Genomic DNA, 16,253 nt, shown 5'->3' on the forward strand with positions numbered 1-16,253 from the left:
CCTTGGAACACCTTGATTCTAAGGGCTCGAACCCCATGCACCGTGCTCCGCCGGATCAGCGGACGCGTCGGACGGCCGCGTCGACGAGCGGCTCGAGCACCGCGGCGGCCGACGCGCCGATCGCGTCGATCGCTCGCAGGGACTGCTCGACCAAGCGGTCGATGTCCGATTCGACCTCGGCCAGCGCGCCGCTGGAGGCGATGAGGTCGTGCAGCTCGTCCACGCCGTCCTCGGTGCCGAGCAGCGCCAGGACGCGGTCGTCGCCGCAGACCTGGGCGGTGCGGGCGACCAGCACGGTGCGCTTGCCCTCGCGGAGGTCGTCGCCCGTGGGCTTGCCCGTGTCGGCCGGGTCGCCGAACACCCCGAGCACGTCGTCGCGCAGCTGGAACGCCTCGCCGAGGGGGAGCGCCACCTCGGTGAGCTGGGCGAGCAGCGCGTCGTCCCCGCCGGCGAGTGCGGCGCCCACGTGCAGGGGACGCTCGATCGTGTACTTGGCGGACTTGAAGCGGATCACGTGCATCGCGCTCGCGACGTCGAGCCGGTCACGGGTCTGGGCCAGCACGTCGAGGAACTGACCTGACACGACCTCGGACTTGCAGGCGTCCCACAGCCGGGCGGTGCGGGCGTCGGGCTCGGCGCGCCGGAGGTGCTCGTCGGCCCAGGAGAGCATCAGGTCGCCGACGAGGATCGCGACGCGGGCACCGAACTGGTCGGCGGCGCCGTGGCCGTGCGCCGCGGCGCGGCGTGCCTCGAAGTCGCGGTGGACGCTCGGGCGGCCCCGTCGGGGGTCCGATCCGTCCATCAGGTCGTCGTGGACGAGGGCGCTGCCCTGCAGCCACTCGAACGCGGCCCCGGCGGCGGCGATCCGCTCGTCGGCCGGAGCGCCCCCGGCGAGCAGCCAGCCGGCGTGGCAGAAGGTGGGCCGGAAGAGCTTGCCGCCGGCCGTGAAGTCCACGGCCGCGTCGACGAGGTCGCCGACGGCGGGGTCCAGATCGGTCAGCAGCTCTCGCTGGTCCAGGACGAAGGAGTCCAGCTGCCGGGCGACGGCTGTCCGAAAGGTGGGATCGGCTGCCGGGCTGTTCACGTCCGTGACGATACCGTTGGGGGCATGCCCGACTCCCTCGACGCCGCGCTCGACGACCCGATCCTGCAGGCCCTGGCCGCCGATCGGCCTGCGGTGTCGTTCGAGTTCTTCCCGCCGAAGGACGACGAGGGCGAGGCCCAGCTCTGGCGCACGATCGCCGACCTCTCGCCGTTGGAGCCCACGTTCGTCTCGGTCACGTACGGCGCGGGCGGCACGAGCCAGGACCGCACCGTGCGCATCACCGAGCGCATCGCCCGCGAGGCCCCGATGCCGCCCGTCGGGCACCTCACTCTCGTCGGCCAGACCCGCGGCGAGATCGAGACTGTGCTCAAGCAGTACGTCGCGTCGGGCGTGCAGCACGTCCTCGCCCTGCGTGGCGACCCGGTCGGCGGCCCGCGGGCTCCGTGGGAGCCGCACCCCGACGGCATGGACCACGCCATCGACCTCGTCGCCCTCGTCCACGAGGTCGGCGGCCTGTCGGTGGGAGTGGCCGCGTTCCCCGAGGGTCACCCCGACTGCAGCGGCCTCGACGCCGACGCCGACGTGCTCGTCGCCAAGGCGCGCGCCGGCGCGTCCTTCGCGATCTCCCAGCTGTTCTTCCGCGCCGACGACTACTTCGGGCTCGTGCGGCGCGTCCGTGACCGCGGCTGCGACCTGCCGATCGTCCCGGGCATCATGCCGATCCTGAACTTCGGCCAGGTCGCCCGCATGGCCGAGCTGTCCGGGGCCGAGATGCCGCGCGAGGTGCTCGACCAGATCGAGCCCATCGCCGACGACCGCGCGGCCGTCCGCGCCAAGGGCATCGAGCTCGCCACGCAGCTGTGCCGCGACCTCCTCGACGGCGGCGCCCCCGGCCTGCACTTCATGACCCTCAACCGGTCGCCCGCCACGCGCGAGATCTTCGACCAGCTCCGCGCCGACGGCCTCGTCTGACCCAGCCGCCCTACCGCGGAGCGGCACCCAGGTGGGCCGCCAGCGCGGCGGTCCCCATGCCGGTGACCTCCAGGCCGGCCCCGGGCGCGGCGGCGGATCCGACGAGCCACAGGCCGTCGCGCGGACTGCGGGCCGCGAGCGGCAGCTCGGTGAGCGTCGGGGGAGCGGGAACCGCCTCCCGCCACGTGACGTGGGGTCGCAGGTCGAGCCCGGCCCGGGCCAGCTCGGCGAGCGGGTCGACGCCCGTCGGCGCCTCGAGGCCCCAGCCGTCGTCGCCCGACCTCCACCCGCGCACGACGTCGCGCCCGTGCACCACGAGGTCGTCGGGGGCGACGGCGCCCGAGAGCCGGACGAAGGTCAGGGTGCGGGACGTGCTCGGCGCCGAACCCACGGCCCACACCACCACGTCGGCCGGGCGGTGGGAGCCGTCGGCGAGCACCACGCCGTCGAGGACCCCGGACGAGGCGGCCGGCTCCACCACCTCGACGCCGGTCTCGACCGTGACCTTCCGCTCGCGCAGTCGCGTCAGCAGGGCGGCCGCCAGTCCGGCGCTGCCGCCGTCGAACCGCCACCGGCCGAAGTTCCGCTCCACGTAGTGCCACACGGCCAGGACGGACGGGCCCGACGCATCCCCGCCGGGCAGGTCGGCGCCGATCCGGCGCAGGCGGGGATCGCCAGCGCCGCGGGCCACCTCACGCAGCGACCGGTCGGCGAGGGGGGCCCGGGCGACGGGGGCGCCCGACGGGTGGACCGCTTCGAACACCGTCCGGCGCACCGTGTCCCACGGGTCGGCGAGCTCGTCGACCCACGGCGACCACGGGTCCGACCCGAGGACGGTGGTGACCGCGTCGTGCTGGGCGCCGCGCGTGCCGAACGGCAGGTCGAGCTCGGTGGAGCGGCGGGGCCAGCGTGCCGCGACGACGTGCCGGCGCGGGCCCGAGGGCGAGATGGCGATGAGGGCGTCCATGGGGCGGCCGGACTTGCGGAAGAGGTCGCGGAACACACCGGGGAGGGTGACGCTGTCGGGGCCGGCGGCCCATCGGCGGTCGCCGATCGTGCGGCCTAGCAGCAGGCCGCCGGGCTCGGGCTCGCGTTCGAGGACGGTGACGTCGTGACGCAGCTTCGCCAGCCGGGCGGCGGCGGACAGCCCGGCGAAGCCGCTGCCGACGACGAGGATCCGGGCCACCGTCACTCCCTCCGCTCGCGGCGCCGCGAGCGCGCCCGGCGGACGGCGCGCCACAGCCAGAGGAAGAGCGAGACGCCGAGCACCAGGGCGACCGCGGTGACGGCCAGTGCGACCCACGGGTGTGCGAGCGCCAGCAGCACGACGGCCACGACGCTCACGTCCTCGCCGACGCTGAGGGCAGCGTTTGAGAAGGGCTCGGGCGAGGTGTTGACCGCGGCCCGCACGCCGGACTTCACGCCGTGCGAGGCCAGTGCGGTCCCGCCGCCGAGGAACGCGAGCAGGGCCGGGTCGAGCTCGCCACCGTACTCGGCCAGCTTCCACGCCACGACCGCGCCGACCACCGGACGCACGACCGTGGAGATGCCGTCCCACGCCGAGTCCAGCCACGGCACCTTGTCGACGACGAACTCGATCGTGAACATGCCCAGGCTCAGGCCGATCACCCCCCAGTCGCCGAAGCCGGCGGGGACCCACTCCGAGCCGCCGGCGCGCGCCACGATCCCGAGGACGCCCACGGTGGCCCAGGCGTTCACGCCGCTGGCCCAGCCGGTGGCGAAGACGAGGGCGGCGAGGTCCATGCCGTGACCGTATCGCGCGGGGGACCGGCCATCGATCGCGCTCCGGGGACTGTGGGAGGGTGGCGTCATGGGTCCGATCCGTGGCGTGCTGGCGTGGCAGTCCGTGCTCGACGCGCTCGTGCAGGCCGGCGCCGCTGCCGACGGCTCGGGCTCCCTGCGTGTGCTCGACCTCGGCGGGGGAACGGGGTCCGACGCGGTCCGCGTCGCCGCGCTGGGCCATCGGGTCGTCGTGGTCGACCCCAGTCCCGATGCCCTCGCGGCCTCCGCCCGGCGTGCCACCGAGGCGGGCGTCGAGGTCGACGGACGGCTCGGCGACTCCACCGACCTGGCCGAGCACGTGCCGCCCGCCAGTGTCGACCTCGTGATCTGCCACGGCGTGCTGGAGTACGTCGTCGACCCGGCCCAGGCCGTGGGAGCGGCGCGCGACGTCCTGCGGCCCGGAGGCTGGCTCAGCGTCGTGGTCGCCGGACGGGTCGCCACCATCACCGCACGCGCCGCCGCGGGCGACTTCGCCGCCGCCCGTGCCCTCGTCGACGCCGTGCCCGATGACACGTGGGACCTCGACGCCCTCGGGCCGCGACGGTGGTACGTCGAGGAGCTCGAGCAGCTGCTCTCCGGCCAGGGCCTGACCCCCGTCGTGAGCCAGGGAGTGCGTGTCCTGAGCGACGAGGTTCCGGGCGTCGTGGTCGACGGATCGGCCGGTGCGCGCGAGGAGCTCTTCGCACTCGAGCAGGCGATTCGCCGGATTCCGCAGTTCGCAGGTCGTTCGGCTGGTTTGCAGTCCATGGCCCGCCTAGAATCGATCTCACACCCCTGACCAAGGAGTCACCGTGCCACTGTCGGACGAAGAGGCCCGGCTGCTCGCCCAGTTGGAGCAGTCGCTGGCCGCAGAGGATCCCGAGTTCGCGTCCACGCTGCGCGGCTCCAAGCTCATCGCGCACAACCGCCGTGTCGCGGCCATCTGCGTCGTGGGCTTCCTGGCCGGTGTGGCCATGCTGCTGGGCGGAGCCGTGTCCAAGATGACCTGGATCGGTGCTCTCGGCTTCGTGGCGATGGTGGCCGCCGCCTACTTCTTCGTCCGGGCCTGGCGCCGCGGCATCAGCGGAGCGCAGGACGCCGGCGGACCGGCCCCGTCCTCGCCGAAGGGCTCCGGCTCCTTCGTCGAACGCATGGAGGAGCGCTGGCAGCGACGCCAGGACGACGGGATGTGACCCGCCAGCACGACACGCACGCCCCACGAGGCCCCGCCGACCGGCGGGGCCTTCGTCATTCCTGCCTCGGGACGGTCCCGATCGCCTGACATCCCCCCACTTCGCTCCACCGGCCCGCCATCACTGAGATGGCGGGTCTTTTTCGTTCCCGTCCCACGCGACACGCCCCTCCCTTGACGAAAAGCAGGTGGATGGTGGAGCGTTGTGGGTTAAGGTGGGGCGTAGTGGTGGAAACACCGGACTTCGACCTCAGAGGAGAGCGACGTGGAGCAGGGAGGACGCGATGACCGCACCGGCATCGACGCACTTCTTCGGCACGTTCACGCCGCGCCTCGACGAGAAGGGTCGGCTCTTCCTGCCGGCGAAGTTCCGTCCGCTGCTCACGGACGGTGTGGTGCTGACCCGCGGTCAGGAGCACTGCATCTACGGCTGGACGCCCGAGGCGTTCGACGACTTCTCCGGACGTGCCCGGCAGGCCTCGTTCACGAACCGGCAGGCGCGGAACTTCGTCCGCATGCTCTTCGGTGGAGCGGCGCACGAGACGCCGGACAAGCAGGGACGCGTGCCCGGGTCGCAGCTGCTGCGCGACTGGGCCGGCCTGGACCGCGACTGCACGGTCGTGGGCACGGGCGAGCGGTTCGAGATCTGGGACTCGGCTCGCTGGAACGACTTCTCCGACGAGCACGAGGAGGGCTTCGCCGACCTGTCGGAGGAGATCTTCCCCGGGATCTTCTGAGCACCTCCGCGGTGGGGCGCGATGCCCGCCTGAGGGGTTCTGACGTCACTTCCCCGGCGTCAGAACTCTGCAGGCGGGGATCGGGCCCCATCGCCCTGCCGGTCTGCCCGGGCGAGGCGGCATGAGCGCCCGGCACGTCCCGGTGATGCTGGACCGCGTCGTGTCGGAGTTCGCCCCCGTGGTGGAGCGTCACGAGCACCCGGTGATCATCGATGCGACGCTCGGCCTGGGCGGACACGCCGAGGCGATGCTCACGCGCTACCCGTCCCTGCACGTCATCGGCGTCGATCGCGATCCCGAGGCGCTGCGCCGGGCGGGGGAGCGGCTGGCTCCCTTCGGTGACCGCTTCGAGGCCGCCCACGCGGTCTACGACGAGATCCCCGAGGTCGTCGCGGAGAGCGGCCGCACCACGGTCGACGGGGTCCTGTTCGACCTCGGCGTCTCCTCGATGCAGCTCGACCTGGCCGACCGCGGCTTCGCCTACGCGCAGGACGCGCCGCTGGACATGCGGATGAACTCCGAGGACGAGCTCACCGCGGCCGGCGTCCTCAACACGTACGACGAGAACGACCTCGCCCGGATCCTGCGCGAGTACGGCGAGGAGAAGTTCGCCCGCCGGATCGCCAAGGAGATCGTCACCGAGCGCGAGACCCGGCCCTTCGACCGCAGCGAGCAGCTCGTCGACCTCATCCGTCGCTGCATCCCGGCGCCGGCGCGGCGCACGGGCGGCAACCCCGCCAAGCGCACGTTCCAGGCGCTGCGCATCGAGGTGAACGACGAGCTCGGCGTCTACCGCCGCGCCCTGCCGGCCGCGCTCGACCTGCTGTCGGTGGGCGGACGCGTCGTCGTGCTGTCGTACCACTCGCTGGAGGACCGGATCACCAAGCGCGTGTTCACGTCCGTCACCACGTCCACGGCGCCGCGGGACCTCCCCGTGGTGCCCGAGTCCATGCTGGCCCGCTTCCGCTCCCTCACGCGGGGTGCCGAGCTGGCAGGCGAGGACGAGATCGCCGACAACCCCCGCGCGCGTTCGGTCCGGATGCGCGCTGTCGAACGGATCGCCACATGAGCACTGCTACCTCGCCCCGTGCCCTGAGCCGCTCGGCGGCCGCCCGCTCCTCCGCGCTCGCGTCCGGCCTGGCCGCGCGTGGGCGTGACGCCCGCGACGTCGGCCTCAAGCTGGTCGGCCCGGTGCGGGTCCGTGCGCGTCGCGCCCCGTTCGTCGTCGTCGTGCTCTCGATCCTGGCAGCCGGACTCGTCGGCCTCATCCTGCTGAGCACCGCGATGCAGGCGCAGGCCTTCAAGATCGACGACCTGCAGCAGCGCTCCACGCTCCTGCAGGCCCAGCGCGAGCAGCTCGCCACCGAGGTCGACCGGATGCAGAGCCCCTCGGGCCTGGCTGACCGCGCACTGAGCGAGGGCATGGTGCCCAACGCGAACCCCGTCTTCCTGCGCCTCGCCGACGGCAAGGTCATCGGCGAGCCCGTCCCCGCCGAGCCCGACACCAACGTCAGGAGGGCCGGCTGATGCCGCTCGCCATCACCCGCAGCCGCCTGCGCGTCCTGGTCATCTGCGTCTTGGCCCTGTTCGTCGTCTTCGGCGCCCGGCTGTTCCAGATCCAGGCCGTCGACACGAAGGCCTACGCCGCGATGGCGGTGGAGGCCGGAACCCGCAAGGCCGTGATCCCGGCGCCGCGCGGTGACATCGTCGACCGCAACGGCGAGGAGCTGGTGACGAGCACCGACGGCCTGACGATCACGGCCGACCCGTCGATGACGGCCGAGAACGCCCCGGAGATCGCGCGGATCCTGCACGAGAAGCTCGGCGACGAGATCGACTACTTCGACACGATCCAGAAGCTGCGCACCCCCGACTCGAAGTTCGTCTTCCTGGCCAAGGACCTGCCGGCCTTCGAGGCCCGCAAGGCCGTGAAGGCCGTGGCCGAGGCCAACTACACGGGCGTCTTCACCGAGACCGAGAGCCTGCGGAGCTACCCGGGCGGCTCGCTCGCGGCGAACGTGCTGGGCATCACAGAGGAGAACGGCAAGGGCATCGCCGGCCTCGAGATGCAGTACGACGCCGGGCTGACCGGCACGGACGGGTCCTCCACCTACGAGGTCTCCTCGACCGGCCAGCGCATCCCGATGGCCGACTCCACGGTCAAGGAGATGGTGCCGGGTGCCAACGTCAACACCACGATCGACCGGGACCTGCAGTGGTACTCCGACCAGCGGCTGCGTGACGTCGTCAGCTCGGCCGGCGCCGACTACGGCCTGGCCGTCACGATGGACGTCCGCACCTGCCAGATCGTGCAGCTCTCGCAGGCCCCGACGTTCAACCCGGACAGCCGCGACGGCGTCAGCGACGACACCCTGGTGAACCGTGCGGTCTCCAACGTCTTCGAGCCCGGCTCGGTCATGAAGACGATCACGATGGCGGCCCTGGCCGACCAGGGCAAGGTCTCGGCCGACACGAAGATCAAGGTGCCCTCGGGCATGGTCATCGACGGCTTCCCGATCGGCGACTACTGGCAGCACGGCGCGCTGAAGCTCACGGCCGCCGGCGTGATCGCCAAGTCCTCCAACCTGGGCACGATCGTCGCGGCCGAGCAGATGTCGGACTCGACCTTCTACTCCTACCTGCGCAAGTTCGGCTTCGGCACGCGCAGCGGCATCGACCTGCCGGAGGAGTCGGTGGGCATCGTGTCCCCGGTGCGCGACTGGACGAAGGCCAAGCACGCCACGACCTCCTTCGGCCAGGGCGTCTCGGTCAACGCGATCCAGATGGTCCGCGCCGTCGGCGCGATCGCCAACGGCGGTGTCATGTGCACGCCGCGGGTGGTCGACTCGCTGACGAAGGCCGACGGCTCGGTCGAGAAGACCCCGGCGGGCGAGTCCCGACGCGTCGTCTCCCGCGAGGCCGCCGCCGAGGTCACCCGGATGATGGAGGCCGTCACGGCCGACGACGGCACGGCACCGGCCGCCCAGATCGAGGGCTACCGCGTGGCCGGCAAGACGGGCACCGCCTGGCGGGTCAACCCGACCACGGGACGCTACGTCCGCGGCCAGAACACGATCTCCTTCATGGGCTTCGCGCCGGCCGACAACCCGCGCTTCATCACGTACGTCGTGATCGACAAGCCGCCGCGCAACGCCGGCGGTGGCTCGATGGCCGGCCCGGTCTTCCACGACATCATGTCGATGGCGCTGGAGCGGTTCGGCGTGACGCCCACGGGCGCCAAGCCGCCGAAGATCAAGCAGGACTGGTAGCCGTCGTGCCGCCCGGTAGGTTGGGGCGGGTGGACGAGATGAGGGTCAGGCCGCACGACAGGCCCACGTGGCCCCTCTCCAGGGTGGCCGCCGAGCTGCCCGCGGCCACCGTGTCGGGCGAGGCCACCGTCACCGGCATCAGCCTCTCCACCCACGACGTCGTCGCCGGCGACCTGTTCGCCGCGCTGCCCGGCGCGACCACGCACGGCTCCCGGTTCGCGCCCCAGGCGCTGGAGGCCGGTGCGGTCGCGATCCTGACCGACGCCGAGGGGGCGGCGACGCTCCCGGTGGGCGTCCCCACGGTCGTGGTCGAGCACCCGCGCGCGCACCTGGCCGAGTTCGCGGCCCGGTTCTACGACCGCCCCAGCAGCCGCTTCACCACCGTCGGCGTCACCGGTACGCAGGGCAAGACCACCACGACCTACCTCGCCGAGGCCGCGCTGGGAGAGTCGCGCTCGGCCGTCATCGGCACGATCGGCACGCGGATCGCCGGGCGCCCGGCGGCCAGCAGCCTCACCACACCCGAGGCGCCCGCGCTGCAGGCGCTCTTCGCGGTCATGGCCGAGGAGCAGGTGGCCGCGTGCGCGATGGAGGTCTCCAGCCACGCGATCGTCCAGGGGCGCGTGGACGGGTTCGTGCTGGACTCGGCCGTGTTCCTCAACCTGGGCCGCGACCACCTGGACTTCCACCACGACGTGGAGTCCTACTTCGCCGCGAAGGCCGAGCTGTTCACGCCGGAGCACGCCCGGCGGGCCGTGATCAACCTCGACGACGCCCACGGCCGGCGGCTCACCGAGCTGACCTCGCTGCCCGTCACCACGTTCTCCACCGAGGGCGCGGCGGCCGACTGGCGCGCCGTCAATGTGCGGGCCCACCGGCTCGGCAGCGACGTCACGCTCATCGCGCCCGACGGCACCGAGACCGAGCTCTCGGTCCCGCTGGCCGGCGCGTTCAACGTCTCCAACGCGGTGGCGGCGATCGTCGCGCTCGCGGGGGAGGGCCACGACCTCGACGACCTCGTCCGCGGTGTCGCCGCTGCCCGAGGCGTCCCCGGCCGGATGGAGCGGGTCGACGCCGGCCAGCCCTTCACCGCGGTCGTCGACTACGCGCACAAGCCCGAGGCGGTCGAGGCGGTCCTCGGTGCCCTGAGGCCGGTCACGGCCGGGCAGCTCATCGTCGTGATCGGCGCCGGCGGCGACCGCGACCGGGGCAAGCGACCCCTCATGGGCGAGGGGGCCGCCCGGCTCGCCGACGTCGTCATCGTCACCGACGACAACCCTCGGAGCGAGGACCCGGCCCGCATCCGCGCCGAGGTCCTGGCGGGCGCGGAGCGCGGCGCGGCCCAGGTGGTCGAGGTCGGCGACCGCCACGACGCGATCGCCACCGCGGTTCGGCAGGCCCGCACCGGCGACACCATCGTGGTCGCCGGGAAGGGTCACGAGCGCGGCCAGCAGGTCGGCGACGTCGTCCACCCCTTCGACGACCGCGAGGTGCTCGTCTCCCTGATCGGCGGCGCGTCGTGATCCGCACGACCCTCGCCCAGGTGGCCGACGCGACGCACGGGCGGGTGGAGGGCGACGACACCCTCGCCGTCGAGGGCCCGGTCGTCATCGACTCGCGCCGCGTCGCCCCGGGGTCGCTCTTCGTGGCGATCCCCGGCGAGCGCGTCGACGGGCACGACTTCGTCCAGACCGCGCTCGACGCCGGAGCCGTGGCCACGATCGCCACGCGTGCCGTCGCCGGACCTCACGTGATCGTCCAGGACCCCGTCCAGGCGATGGGGCGGCTCGCGGCCGACCGGCTGGCGGCTCTGAGGGCGGAGAGCGACGTCGACGTCGTCGCCGTCACCGGCTCGCAGGGCAAGACCTCGGTCAAGGACCTGATGGCCCACATCCTGGCCGCGCACGGGGCCACGGTGGCACCCGAGGGCTCGTTCAACAACGAGCTCGGCGTGCCGCTGACCGTCCTGCGCGCCGATGCCGGGACGCGTCACCTGGTGCTCGAGATGGGTGCGCGGGGGATCGGCCACATCGCCTCGCTGTGCGCCATCGCGCCGCCCGACGTCGCCGTGGTGCTCAACGTCGGCACGGCCCACGCCGGCGAGTTCGGCGGACTCGAGCGCACGGCCCGGGCCAAGGGCGAGCTCGTCGAGGCCCTCGGCCCCGAGGGCACCGCCGTCCTGAACGCCGACGACCCGCGCGTCGCGGCGATGGCCTCGCGCACGCGGGGCACGGTGCTCACCTTCGGCCGTGCGGGCCGCGTGCGGCTCGACGGCGACGTCTTCCTCGACGAGTCCGGCCACCCGCACTTCCGGATCGAGGTCAACGGCGACCTCCTCGACGCCACCGTCCCGCAGCTGGGCGAGCACCACGCGATCAACGCCGTCGCCGCGGTCGCGGCCACCTCCGCGCTCGGGGTTCCGGCCGCCGATGCCGTGGAGGCGCTCGCCACCGCGGTGGCCGGCTCGCCCATGCGCATGGAGCGTCACGAGACCCGTGGGGGAGTCGTCGTCGTGAACGACGCGTACAACGCCAATCCCGAGTCGATGGCCGCGGCGCTGCGAGCCCTCGCCGGGCTGGCCCCGGGACGTGGCACCGCCGTCCTCGGTGAGATGCTGGAGCTGGGCGACGAGTCGTCCGAGCAGCACCACCGGATCGGCCGTCTGGCCGCCGACCTGGGCATCGCCCGGGTCATCGCCGTGGGTGTCGGAGCCGCCGAGATCGCTCGCGGTGCCGGCCCTGTCGGCGTGCTGGTGGACGATGTCGAGTCGGCGGTGGCAGAGCTCTCAGCGAGCCTCAGCGCCGGTGACGTGGTGCTTGTGAAAGCATCGAGGGGCGCCCGTCTCGAGCGGATCGCCGAAGCGCTGCTGCGCGACTGAAACGCACGGAAGGAAACAACGGAAGCGATGCTGGCCGTATTGATCGCGGGAGTCGTGGGGCTCGTCGGCACTCTCGTCGGCACCCGTTTCGCGATCGCCGTCCTCGTGAAGAAGGGCTACGGACAGCTCATTCGCGACGACGGTCCCACGTCGCACCACGTGAAGCGCGGGACGCCCACGATGGGCGGCCTCGTCATCATCATCTCCACCGTGCTCGGCTACGCGATCGCGAAGCTGTGGACGGGCTACGAGCCCAGCGCCTCCGCCGTCCTGCTGCTGTTCCTGTTCGTCGGCCTCGGCGTCATCGGCTTCCTCGACGACTGGATCAAGGTCGCCAAGCAGCGCAGCCTCGGCCTGCGCAGCAAGGCCAAGATGATCGGCCAGATCCTGGTCGGACTGGTCTTCGCGGTGCTCGCGATCGGCTGGGAGAACGACAACGGCCAGACCCCGATCACCCACGCGATCTCCTTCACCCGCGACCTGTCGTGGGAGCTGCCGACCGTCCTGCTGATCGTGTGGGTCCTGCTCATGATCGCCGGCGCCAGCAACGGCGTGAACCTCACCGACGGGCTCGACGGCCTCGCCACGGGCGCCGCCGTCATGGTCTTCGGCGCCTTCGTCCTGATCAACGTGTGGCAGTCCAACCAGAGCTGCTTCCTGCTCGACCCCGGCCCGAAGTGCTACGAGGTGCGCGATCCGCTCGACCTCGCGGTGGTCGCCTCCGCCGTCACCGGCGCGTGCTTCGGCTTCCTGTGGTGGAACGCCTCGCCCGCCAAGATCTTCATGGGCGACACCGGCTCGCTGTCGCTCGGTGGTCTGATGGCCGGCTTCGCGCTGATGACCCGCACCGAGCTGCTGCTGATCGTGCTGGGCGGACTGTTCGTCATCATCACCTTCTCGGTGATCCTGCAGGTGGGCTACTTCAAGATCAGCGGCGGCAAGCGGATCTTCCGGATGGCGCCGTTGCAGCACCACTTCGAGCTGAAGGGCTGGGCCGAGATCACGATCGTCGTCCGGTTCTGGATCATCAGCGGCATCTGCGTGATCTCCGGCATCGGCCTCTTCTACTGGGAGTGGGTCGTCGGTGCCTTCTGAGCGTGACGTCACGTCGCTGCACCGCGACTCCTCGTGGGAGGGCGTCCGCGCGGTCGTCGCGGGCTTCGGCGTCAGCGGGTTCGCCGCGGCTGACACCCTGAACCACCTCGGCGCCAGCGTCGTCGTGCTCGACGAGTCCGAGGGCGATGACCACCGTCGCGAGCAGGCCCACCTGCTCGAGGTCCTCGGTGCCGACGTGCGGCTCGGTCCCGGCACGACGGCCTCCCTGCCGGGCGACGTCGACCTCGTGGTCACCTCGCCTGGCTGGCGCCCCAGCGCGCCGTTGCTGACCGAGGCCGCAGGTCGCGGCATCCCCGTCTGGGGCGAGGTCGAGCTGGCCTGGCGCCTGCGCGGCAGCGACCCGGCACCGTGGCTGGCGGTCACGGGAACGAACGGCAAGACCACCACCGTCCAGATGCTCGAGGCGATCCTGCAGGCGGCCGATCTGCGCGCGCAGGCCGTGGGCAACGTCGGCACCCCGATCCTTGAGGCCGTCATGGATCCGGAGGGCCGCGACGTGCTCGCGGTCGAGCTCTCCAGCTTCCAGCTGCACTGGACGCAGTCGATGTCGGCCGAGGCGGCCGCCGTGCTGAACCTCGCGCCCGACCACTACGACTGGCACGGCGGGGCGCAGGCCTACGCCGCCGCCAAGGGCAAGGTCTACGAGCAGGTCCAGCGCGCGTGCGTCTACAACGTCGCCGACGAGGCCACGATGCACCTGGTCGAGGAGGCGGACGTCGTCGAGGGCGCCCGCGCCATCGGCTTCACGCTCGGCATCCCCGATCGCGGCATGGTCGGGATCGTCGACGACCTGCTCGTCGACCGCGCGTTCGTCGAGGAGCGCGCCACCAGCGCGGCCGAGCTGGCGTCCCTCTCCGACCTCGACGACGCCTCGCCCCACAACGTGCAGAACGCCTTGGCGGCCGCGGCGCTGGCGCGGGCCCACGGCGTGCCCGCCGTCGCGGTCCGCAACGGGCTGCGCGCCTTCAGGCTGGGCCCTCACCGCATCAGCACGGTGGCCGAGGCCGACGGCGTGCGGTGGGTCGACGACTCCAAGGCCACCAACCCGCACGCGGCACGCGCTTCGCTGCAGGCGTTCGACCAGGTCGTGTGGGTCGCCGGGGGACTGGCGAAGGGTGCTGCCTACGGCGACCTCGTCCGCGACGCCCGCGACCGGATCCGCGGGGCGGTCCTGATCGGCGCCGACCGCGAGCTGATCGCGGCCGCGCTCGCCGAGCACGCGCCCGACGTTCCCGTCGAGCTGGCCGACGGCGCCGACGCCGACGCCCTCATGGACTCCGTCGTCGCCGCCTCGCGCCGGCTCGCGCACCCGGGCGACACGGTGCTGCTCGCGCCCGCCGCCGCCTCGATGGACCAGTTCCGCGACTACGCCCACCGCGGCGACGCGTTCGCCGAGGCCGTGCGCCGGCTCGGCCACAGCTGACGCCAGCTGCTCAGGCTCCCGCCCCGGGCCTCTCGGCGGGCGGCGGGAACGGGGGACGCGGGGGCCGCTCGCGCAGGAACCGTCGTGCCGCGATCGCCGCGAGGACGGTGCCCGCGATCGACGTCGCGACCACGACGTCGCGCCACCAGGGCGGTCCGGGGGAGTCGCTGTTGCCCACGCAGTCGTGCATCGGGTTCGGGGCGTCCACGTTCTGCAGGAAGGTGCGCGCGGCCGAGACGTAGGCCGAGGTCGCCGCCGGGTCCCAGCCACCGGGGTTCCACAGCTTGTACCAAGCACCGTTGCGGCGACTGATGCGGCACGTGACGTTCGTCGCCGACGAGTGGAAGCCGTCCGCGGGGCCGAGGTGGCCGATCACCCGCCGCCCGAAGTAGATCGGGACGCGGTCGTCCGGATCGCTGATGCGTGCCACGGGGAAGTTCCCATCGAGCCCCATCGATCCACCGTACGCCCGCACCGGGTCACCGGCCAGGGTGCGCACGCCACCGGATGGGCCCGGATCGGGTCCCCGGGCGACACGCGCCCCCAGGTCCCGGAGGCACGCCGTCCCACGGGCCACACTGGTGAGCAGTTTCTCTTCTCTTCCCCGAAGGAACGCCATGAGTACCACCGCATCTCGGCGGTCGTCGAGCACGCTCGACACCGTGCGGACCCTGCTCGAGCGTCCGCTCGCCTCCTACCAGCTCGTGCTGGGCACCACCGGACTGCTGCTCGGACTCGGCCTGATCATGGTGCTGAGCGCGAGCTCGGTGTTCGCCCTGCGGGTGTACGGCAACTCCTTCGAGATCTTCGGTCGCCAGGCCATCTTCGCCGTCGTCGGCCTCGTCGCCATGGTCATCGCGATGCGCATCCCCCTGGAGCGGGTGCGGCAGCTGGCGCGACCGGCGCTCCTCGCTGTCGTGCTCCTCATCGGCCTGACCTTCACGCCGCTGGGCATGGACATCAACGGCAACCGGAACTGGATCCCGCTGTTCGCCGGATTCAACCTGCAGCCGTCGGAGTTCGCGAAGCTCGCGATCGTGCTGTGGATCGCCGACCTCTACACCCGCCGGCACCGTCACCTCGGCACGCCGCGCTACGTCATCACCCCGGTCGTCCCGATCGCCGGGGCCGTGGCGGCCCTGGTCGTGTTCCAGAAGGACCTCGGCACCGCCGTGATCCTGTTCGCGATCATCGCGGGCATGCTCTGGGTCGCCGGGCTGCCGCTGAAGCCGATGCTCGGCTTCGGCGCCGGGCTGGTCGTGCTGCTGCTGTTCTTCGTCGCCACGGCCCAGCACCGGGTCGACCGGTTCATGTCGTTCCTCAACCCGATGGCCGATCCCGAGCAGTCCGGCTACCAGGCGATCAAGGCCATGATGGGCTTCGCCCGCGGCGGCTTCTGGGGACTCGGCCTGGGCAGCAGCCGCCAGAAGTGGGGCGCCCTGCCCGAGGCCCACACCGACTTCATCCTGGCCGTGATCGGCGAGGAGCTCGGCCTCGCCGGCAGCCTCGTGATCCTCGTGCTGTTCTGCCTGCTGGCGTACACCGGCTTCCGGATCGCGCACCGCAGCCGTGACCGCTTCGCCGGCTACCTCGCCGCCGGCATCACCATCTGGCTCACCACGCAGGCGATCATCAACATCGGCATGGTGCTGGGCATGCTGCCGGTCATCGGCGTCCCGCTCCCACTCATCTCGTACGGTGGTTCCAGCATGATCGCCACTCTCGCCGCGCTGGGCCTCCTGGCCAACTGCGCCACCACCGAACCGGGCGCCGCACGGGCGCTGTCCACCTCGCGCCGCGCGAAGGCGCGCAAGAAGCAGCGCACGGTGGGTCGCTGAC

General features: G+C 72.4%; 16 protein-coding genes. 12 read left to right on the top strand and 4 right to left on the bottom strand.

From position 1 onward, the window contains the following. Positions 1–55: 55 nt before the first annotated feature. A complete protein-coding gene (locus H1W00_RS15870) occupies positions 56–1,084 on the bottom strand; it encodes a polyprenyl synthetase family protein (protein ID WP_181756768.1) in 1,029 nt (342 codons plus the stop codon). A gap of 24 nt (positions 1,085–1,108) precedes the next feature. On the opposite strand from H1W00_RS15870, the gene metF reads away from it, so the two are divergent. Next, the gene (metF, locus tag H1W00_RS15875; protein ID WP_181756769.1) at positions 1,109–2,017 is read left to right on the top strand and encodes a methylenetetrahydrofolate reductase [NAD(P)H]; all 909 of its coding nucleotides are present in this window, start codon (positions 1,109–1,111) and stop codon (positions 2,015–2,017) included. A 10-nt stretch (positions 2,018–2,027) separates the two neighbouring features. Here metF and H1W00_RS15880 read toward each other — a convergent pair whose 3' ends face one another. Both H1W00_RS15880 and H1W00_RS15885 read right to left on the bottom strand, forming a co-directional pair. After that, positions 2,028–3,203 carry an FAD-dependent oxidoreductase gene (locus H1W00_RS15880; RefSeq protein ID WP_181756770.1) on the bottom strand — a complete coding sequence of 392 codons (1,176 nt, stop codon included), beginning with the start codon at positions 3,201–3,203 and terminating at the stop codon, positions 2,028–2,030. Between the two features lie 2 nt (positions 3,204–3,205). Next, a complete protein-coding gene (locus tag H1W00_RS15885) occupies positions 3,206–3,781 on the bottom strand; it encodes a DUF4126 domain-containing protein (RefSeq protein WP_181756771.1) in 576 nt (191 codons plus the stop codon). Positions 3,782–3,848: 67 nt separating this feature from the next. On the opposite strand from H1W00_RS15885, the gene H1W00_RS15890 reads away from it, so the two are divergent. The 10 genes from H1W00_RS15890 (at position 3,849) to murD (ending at position 14,414) form a co-directional block, all read left to right on the top strand. Next, a complete protein-coding gene (locus H1W00_RS15890) occupies positions 3,849–4,598 on the top strand; it encodes a class I SAM-dependent methyltransferase (RefSeq protein ID WP_181756772.1) in 750 nt (249 codons plus the stop codon). A gap of 13 nt (positions 4,599–4,611) precedes the next feature. Further along, complete coding sequence (locus H1W00_RS15895; RefSeq protein ID WP_181756773.1) at positions 4,612–4,992, top strand: DUF3040 domain-containing protein; 381 nt, start codon at positions 4,612–4,614, stop codon at positions 4,990–4,992. A 283-nt stretch (positions 4,993–5,275) separates the two neighbouring features. Next, entirely contained in the window at positions 5,276–5,728 is a 453-nt protein-coding gene (gene mraZ / locus H1W00_RS15900) for a division/cell wall cluster transcriptional repressor MraZ (protein ID WP_181756774.1), read from the top strand. Positions 5,729–5,849: 121 nt separating this feature from the next. Beyond that, positions 5,850–6,797, top strand: coding sequence for a 16S rRNA (cytosine(1402)-N(4))-methyltransferase RsmH (gene rsmH / locus H1W00_RS15905; RefSeq protein WP_181756775.1), 948 nt, complete (start codon positions 5,850–5,852; stop codon positions 6,795–6,797). Beyond that, entirely contained in the window at positions 6,794–7,255 is a 462-nt protein-coding gene (ftsL, locus tag H1W00_RS15910; protein ID WP_181756776.1) for a cell division protein FtsL, read from the top strand. Before rsmH ends, ftsL begins: the two co-directional genes overlap by 4 nt. Continuing rightward, positions 7,255–8,997: a peptidoglycan D,D-transpeptidase FtsI family protein gene (locus H1W00_RS15915; RefSeq protein WP_181756777.1), complete on the top strand. Its 1,743-nt coding sequence runs from the start codon at positions 7,255–7,257 to the stop codon at positions 8,995–8,997. Before ftsL ends, H1W00_RS15915 begins: the two co-directional genes overlap by 1 nt. A gap of 38 nt (positions 8,998–9,035) precedes the next feature. Beyond that, positions 9,036–10,520, top strand: coding sequence for a UDP-N-acetylmuramoyl-L-alanyl-D-glutamate--2,6-diaminopimelate ligase (locus H1W00_RS15920; protein WP_181756864.1), 1,485 nt, complete (start codon positions 9,036–9,038; stop codon positions 10,518–10,520). After that, complete coding sequence (locus tag H1W00_RS15925) at positions 10,517–11,875, top strand: UDP-N-acetylmuramoyl-tripeptide--D-alanyl-D-alanine ligase (protein ID WP_181756778.1); 1,359 nt, start codon at positions 10,517–10,519, stop codon at positions 11,873–11,875. Before H1W00_RS15920 ends, H1W00_RS15925 begins: the two co-directional genes overlap by 4 nt. Positions 11,876–11,902: 27 nt before the next feature. Next, the gene (gene mraY / locus H1W00_RS15930) at positions 11,903–12,970 is read left to right on the top strand and encodes a phospho-N-acetylmuramoyl-pentapeptide-transferase (RefSeq protein ID WP_181756779.1); all 1,068 of its coding nucleotides are present in this window, start codon (positions 11,903–11,905) and stop codon (positions 12,968–12,970) included. Continuing rightward, positions 12,960–14,414, top strand: a complete 1,455-nt coding sequence (murD, locus tag H1W00_RS15935; RefSeq protein WP_181756780.1) for a UDP-N-acetylmuramoyl-L-alanine--D-glutamate ligase — start codon at positions 12,960–12,962, stop codon at positions 14,412–14,414. The genes mraY and murD overlap by 11 nt, the downstream gene beginning before the upstream one ends. Before the next feature lie 10 nt (positions 14,415–14,424). On the opposite strand, the gene H1W00_RS15940 is transcribed toward murD, so the two are convergent. After that, positions 14,425–14,868 carry a hypothetical protein gene (locus H1W00_RS15940; RefSeq protein ID WP_181756781.1) on the bottom strand — a complete coding sequence of 148 codons (444 nt, stop codon included), beginning with the start codon at positions 14,866–14,868 and terminating at the stop codon, positions 14,425–14,427. Between the two features lie 163 nt (positions 14,869–15,031). Between H1W00_RS15940 and ftsW the strand changes: the two genes are divergently transcribed. Next, a complete protein-coding gene (ftsW, locus tag H1W00_RS15945; RefSeq protein WP_181756782.1) occupies positions 15,032–16,252 on the top strand; it encodes a putative lipid II flippase FtsW in 1,221 nt (406 codons plus the stop codon). Position 16,253: the final 1 nt, after the last annotated feature.

Origin of the sequence: Aeromicrobium phoceense, assembly GCF_013868155.1 — a bacterium.
Classification (GTDB): Bacteria; Actinomycetota; Actinomycetes; order Propionibacteriales; family Nocardioidaceae; genus Aeromicrobium; species Aeromicrobium phoceense.

Bases quoted from the DNA above. Each gene is read 5' to 3' on its own strand.
- metF (WP_181756769.1), top strand. From the start codon at position 1,109: ATGCCCGACTCCCTCGACGCCGCGCTCGACGACCCGATCCTGCAGGCC.
- ftsL (WP_181756776.1), top strand. From the start codon at position 6,794: ATGAGCACTGCTACCTCGCCCCGTGCCCTGAGCCGCTCGGCGGCCGCC.
- H1W00_RS15890 (WP_181756772.1), top strand. From the start codon at position 3,849: ATGGGTCCGATCCGTGGCGTGCTGGCGTGGCAGTCCGTGCTCGACGCG.
- H1W00_RS15940 (WP_181756781.1), bottom strand. From the start codon at position 14,868: ATGGGGCTCGATGGGAACTTCCCCGTGGCACGCATCAGCGATCCGGAC.
- rsmH (WP_181756775.1), top strand. From the start codon at position 5,850: ATGAGCGCCCGGCACGTCCCGGTGATGCTGGACCGCGTCGTGTCGGAG.
- H1W00_RS15915 (WP_181756777.1), top strand. From the start codon at position 7,255: ATGCCGCTCGCCATCACCCGCAGCCGCCTGCGCGTCCTGGTCATCTGC.
- mraZ (WP_181756774.1), top strand. From the start codon at position 5,276: ATGACCGCACCGGCATCGACGCACTTCTTCGGCACGTTCACGCCGCGC.
- mraY (WP_181756779.1), top strand. From the start codon at position 11,903: ATGCTGGCCGTATTGATCGCGGGAGTCGTGGGGCTCGTCGGCACTCTC.
- ftsW (WP_181756782.1), top strand. From the start codon at position 15,032: ATGAGTACCACCGCATCTCGGCGGTCGTCGAGCACGCTCGACACCGTG.
- H1W00_RS15920 (WP_181756864.1), top strand. From the start codon at position 9,036: ATGAGGGTCAGGCCGCACGACAGGCCCACGTGGCCCCTCTCCAGGGTG.
- H1W00_RS15885 (WP_181756771.1), bottom strand. From the start codon at position 3,781: ATGGACCTCGCCGCCCTCGTCTTCGCCACCGGCTGGGCCAGCGGCGTG.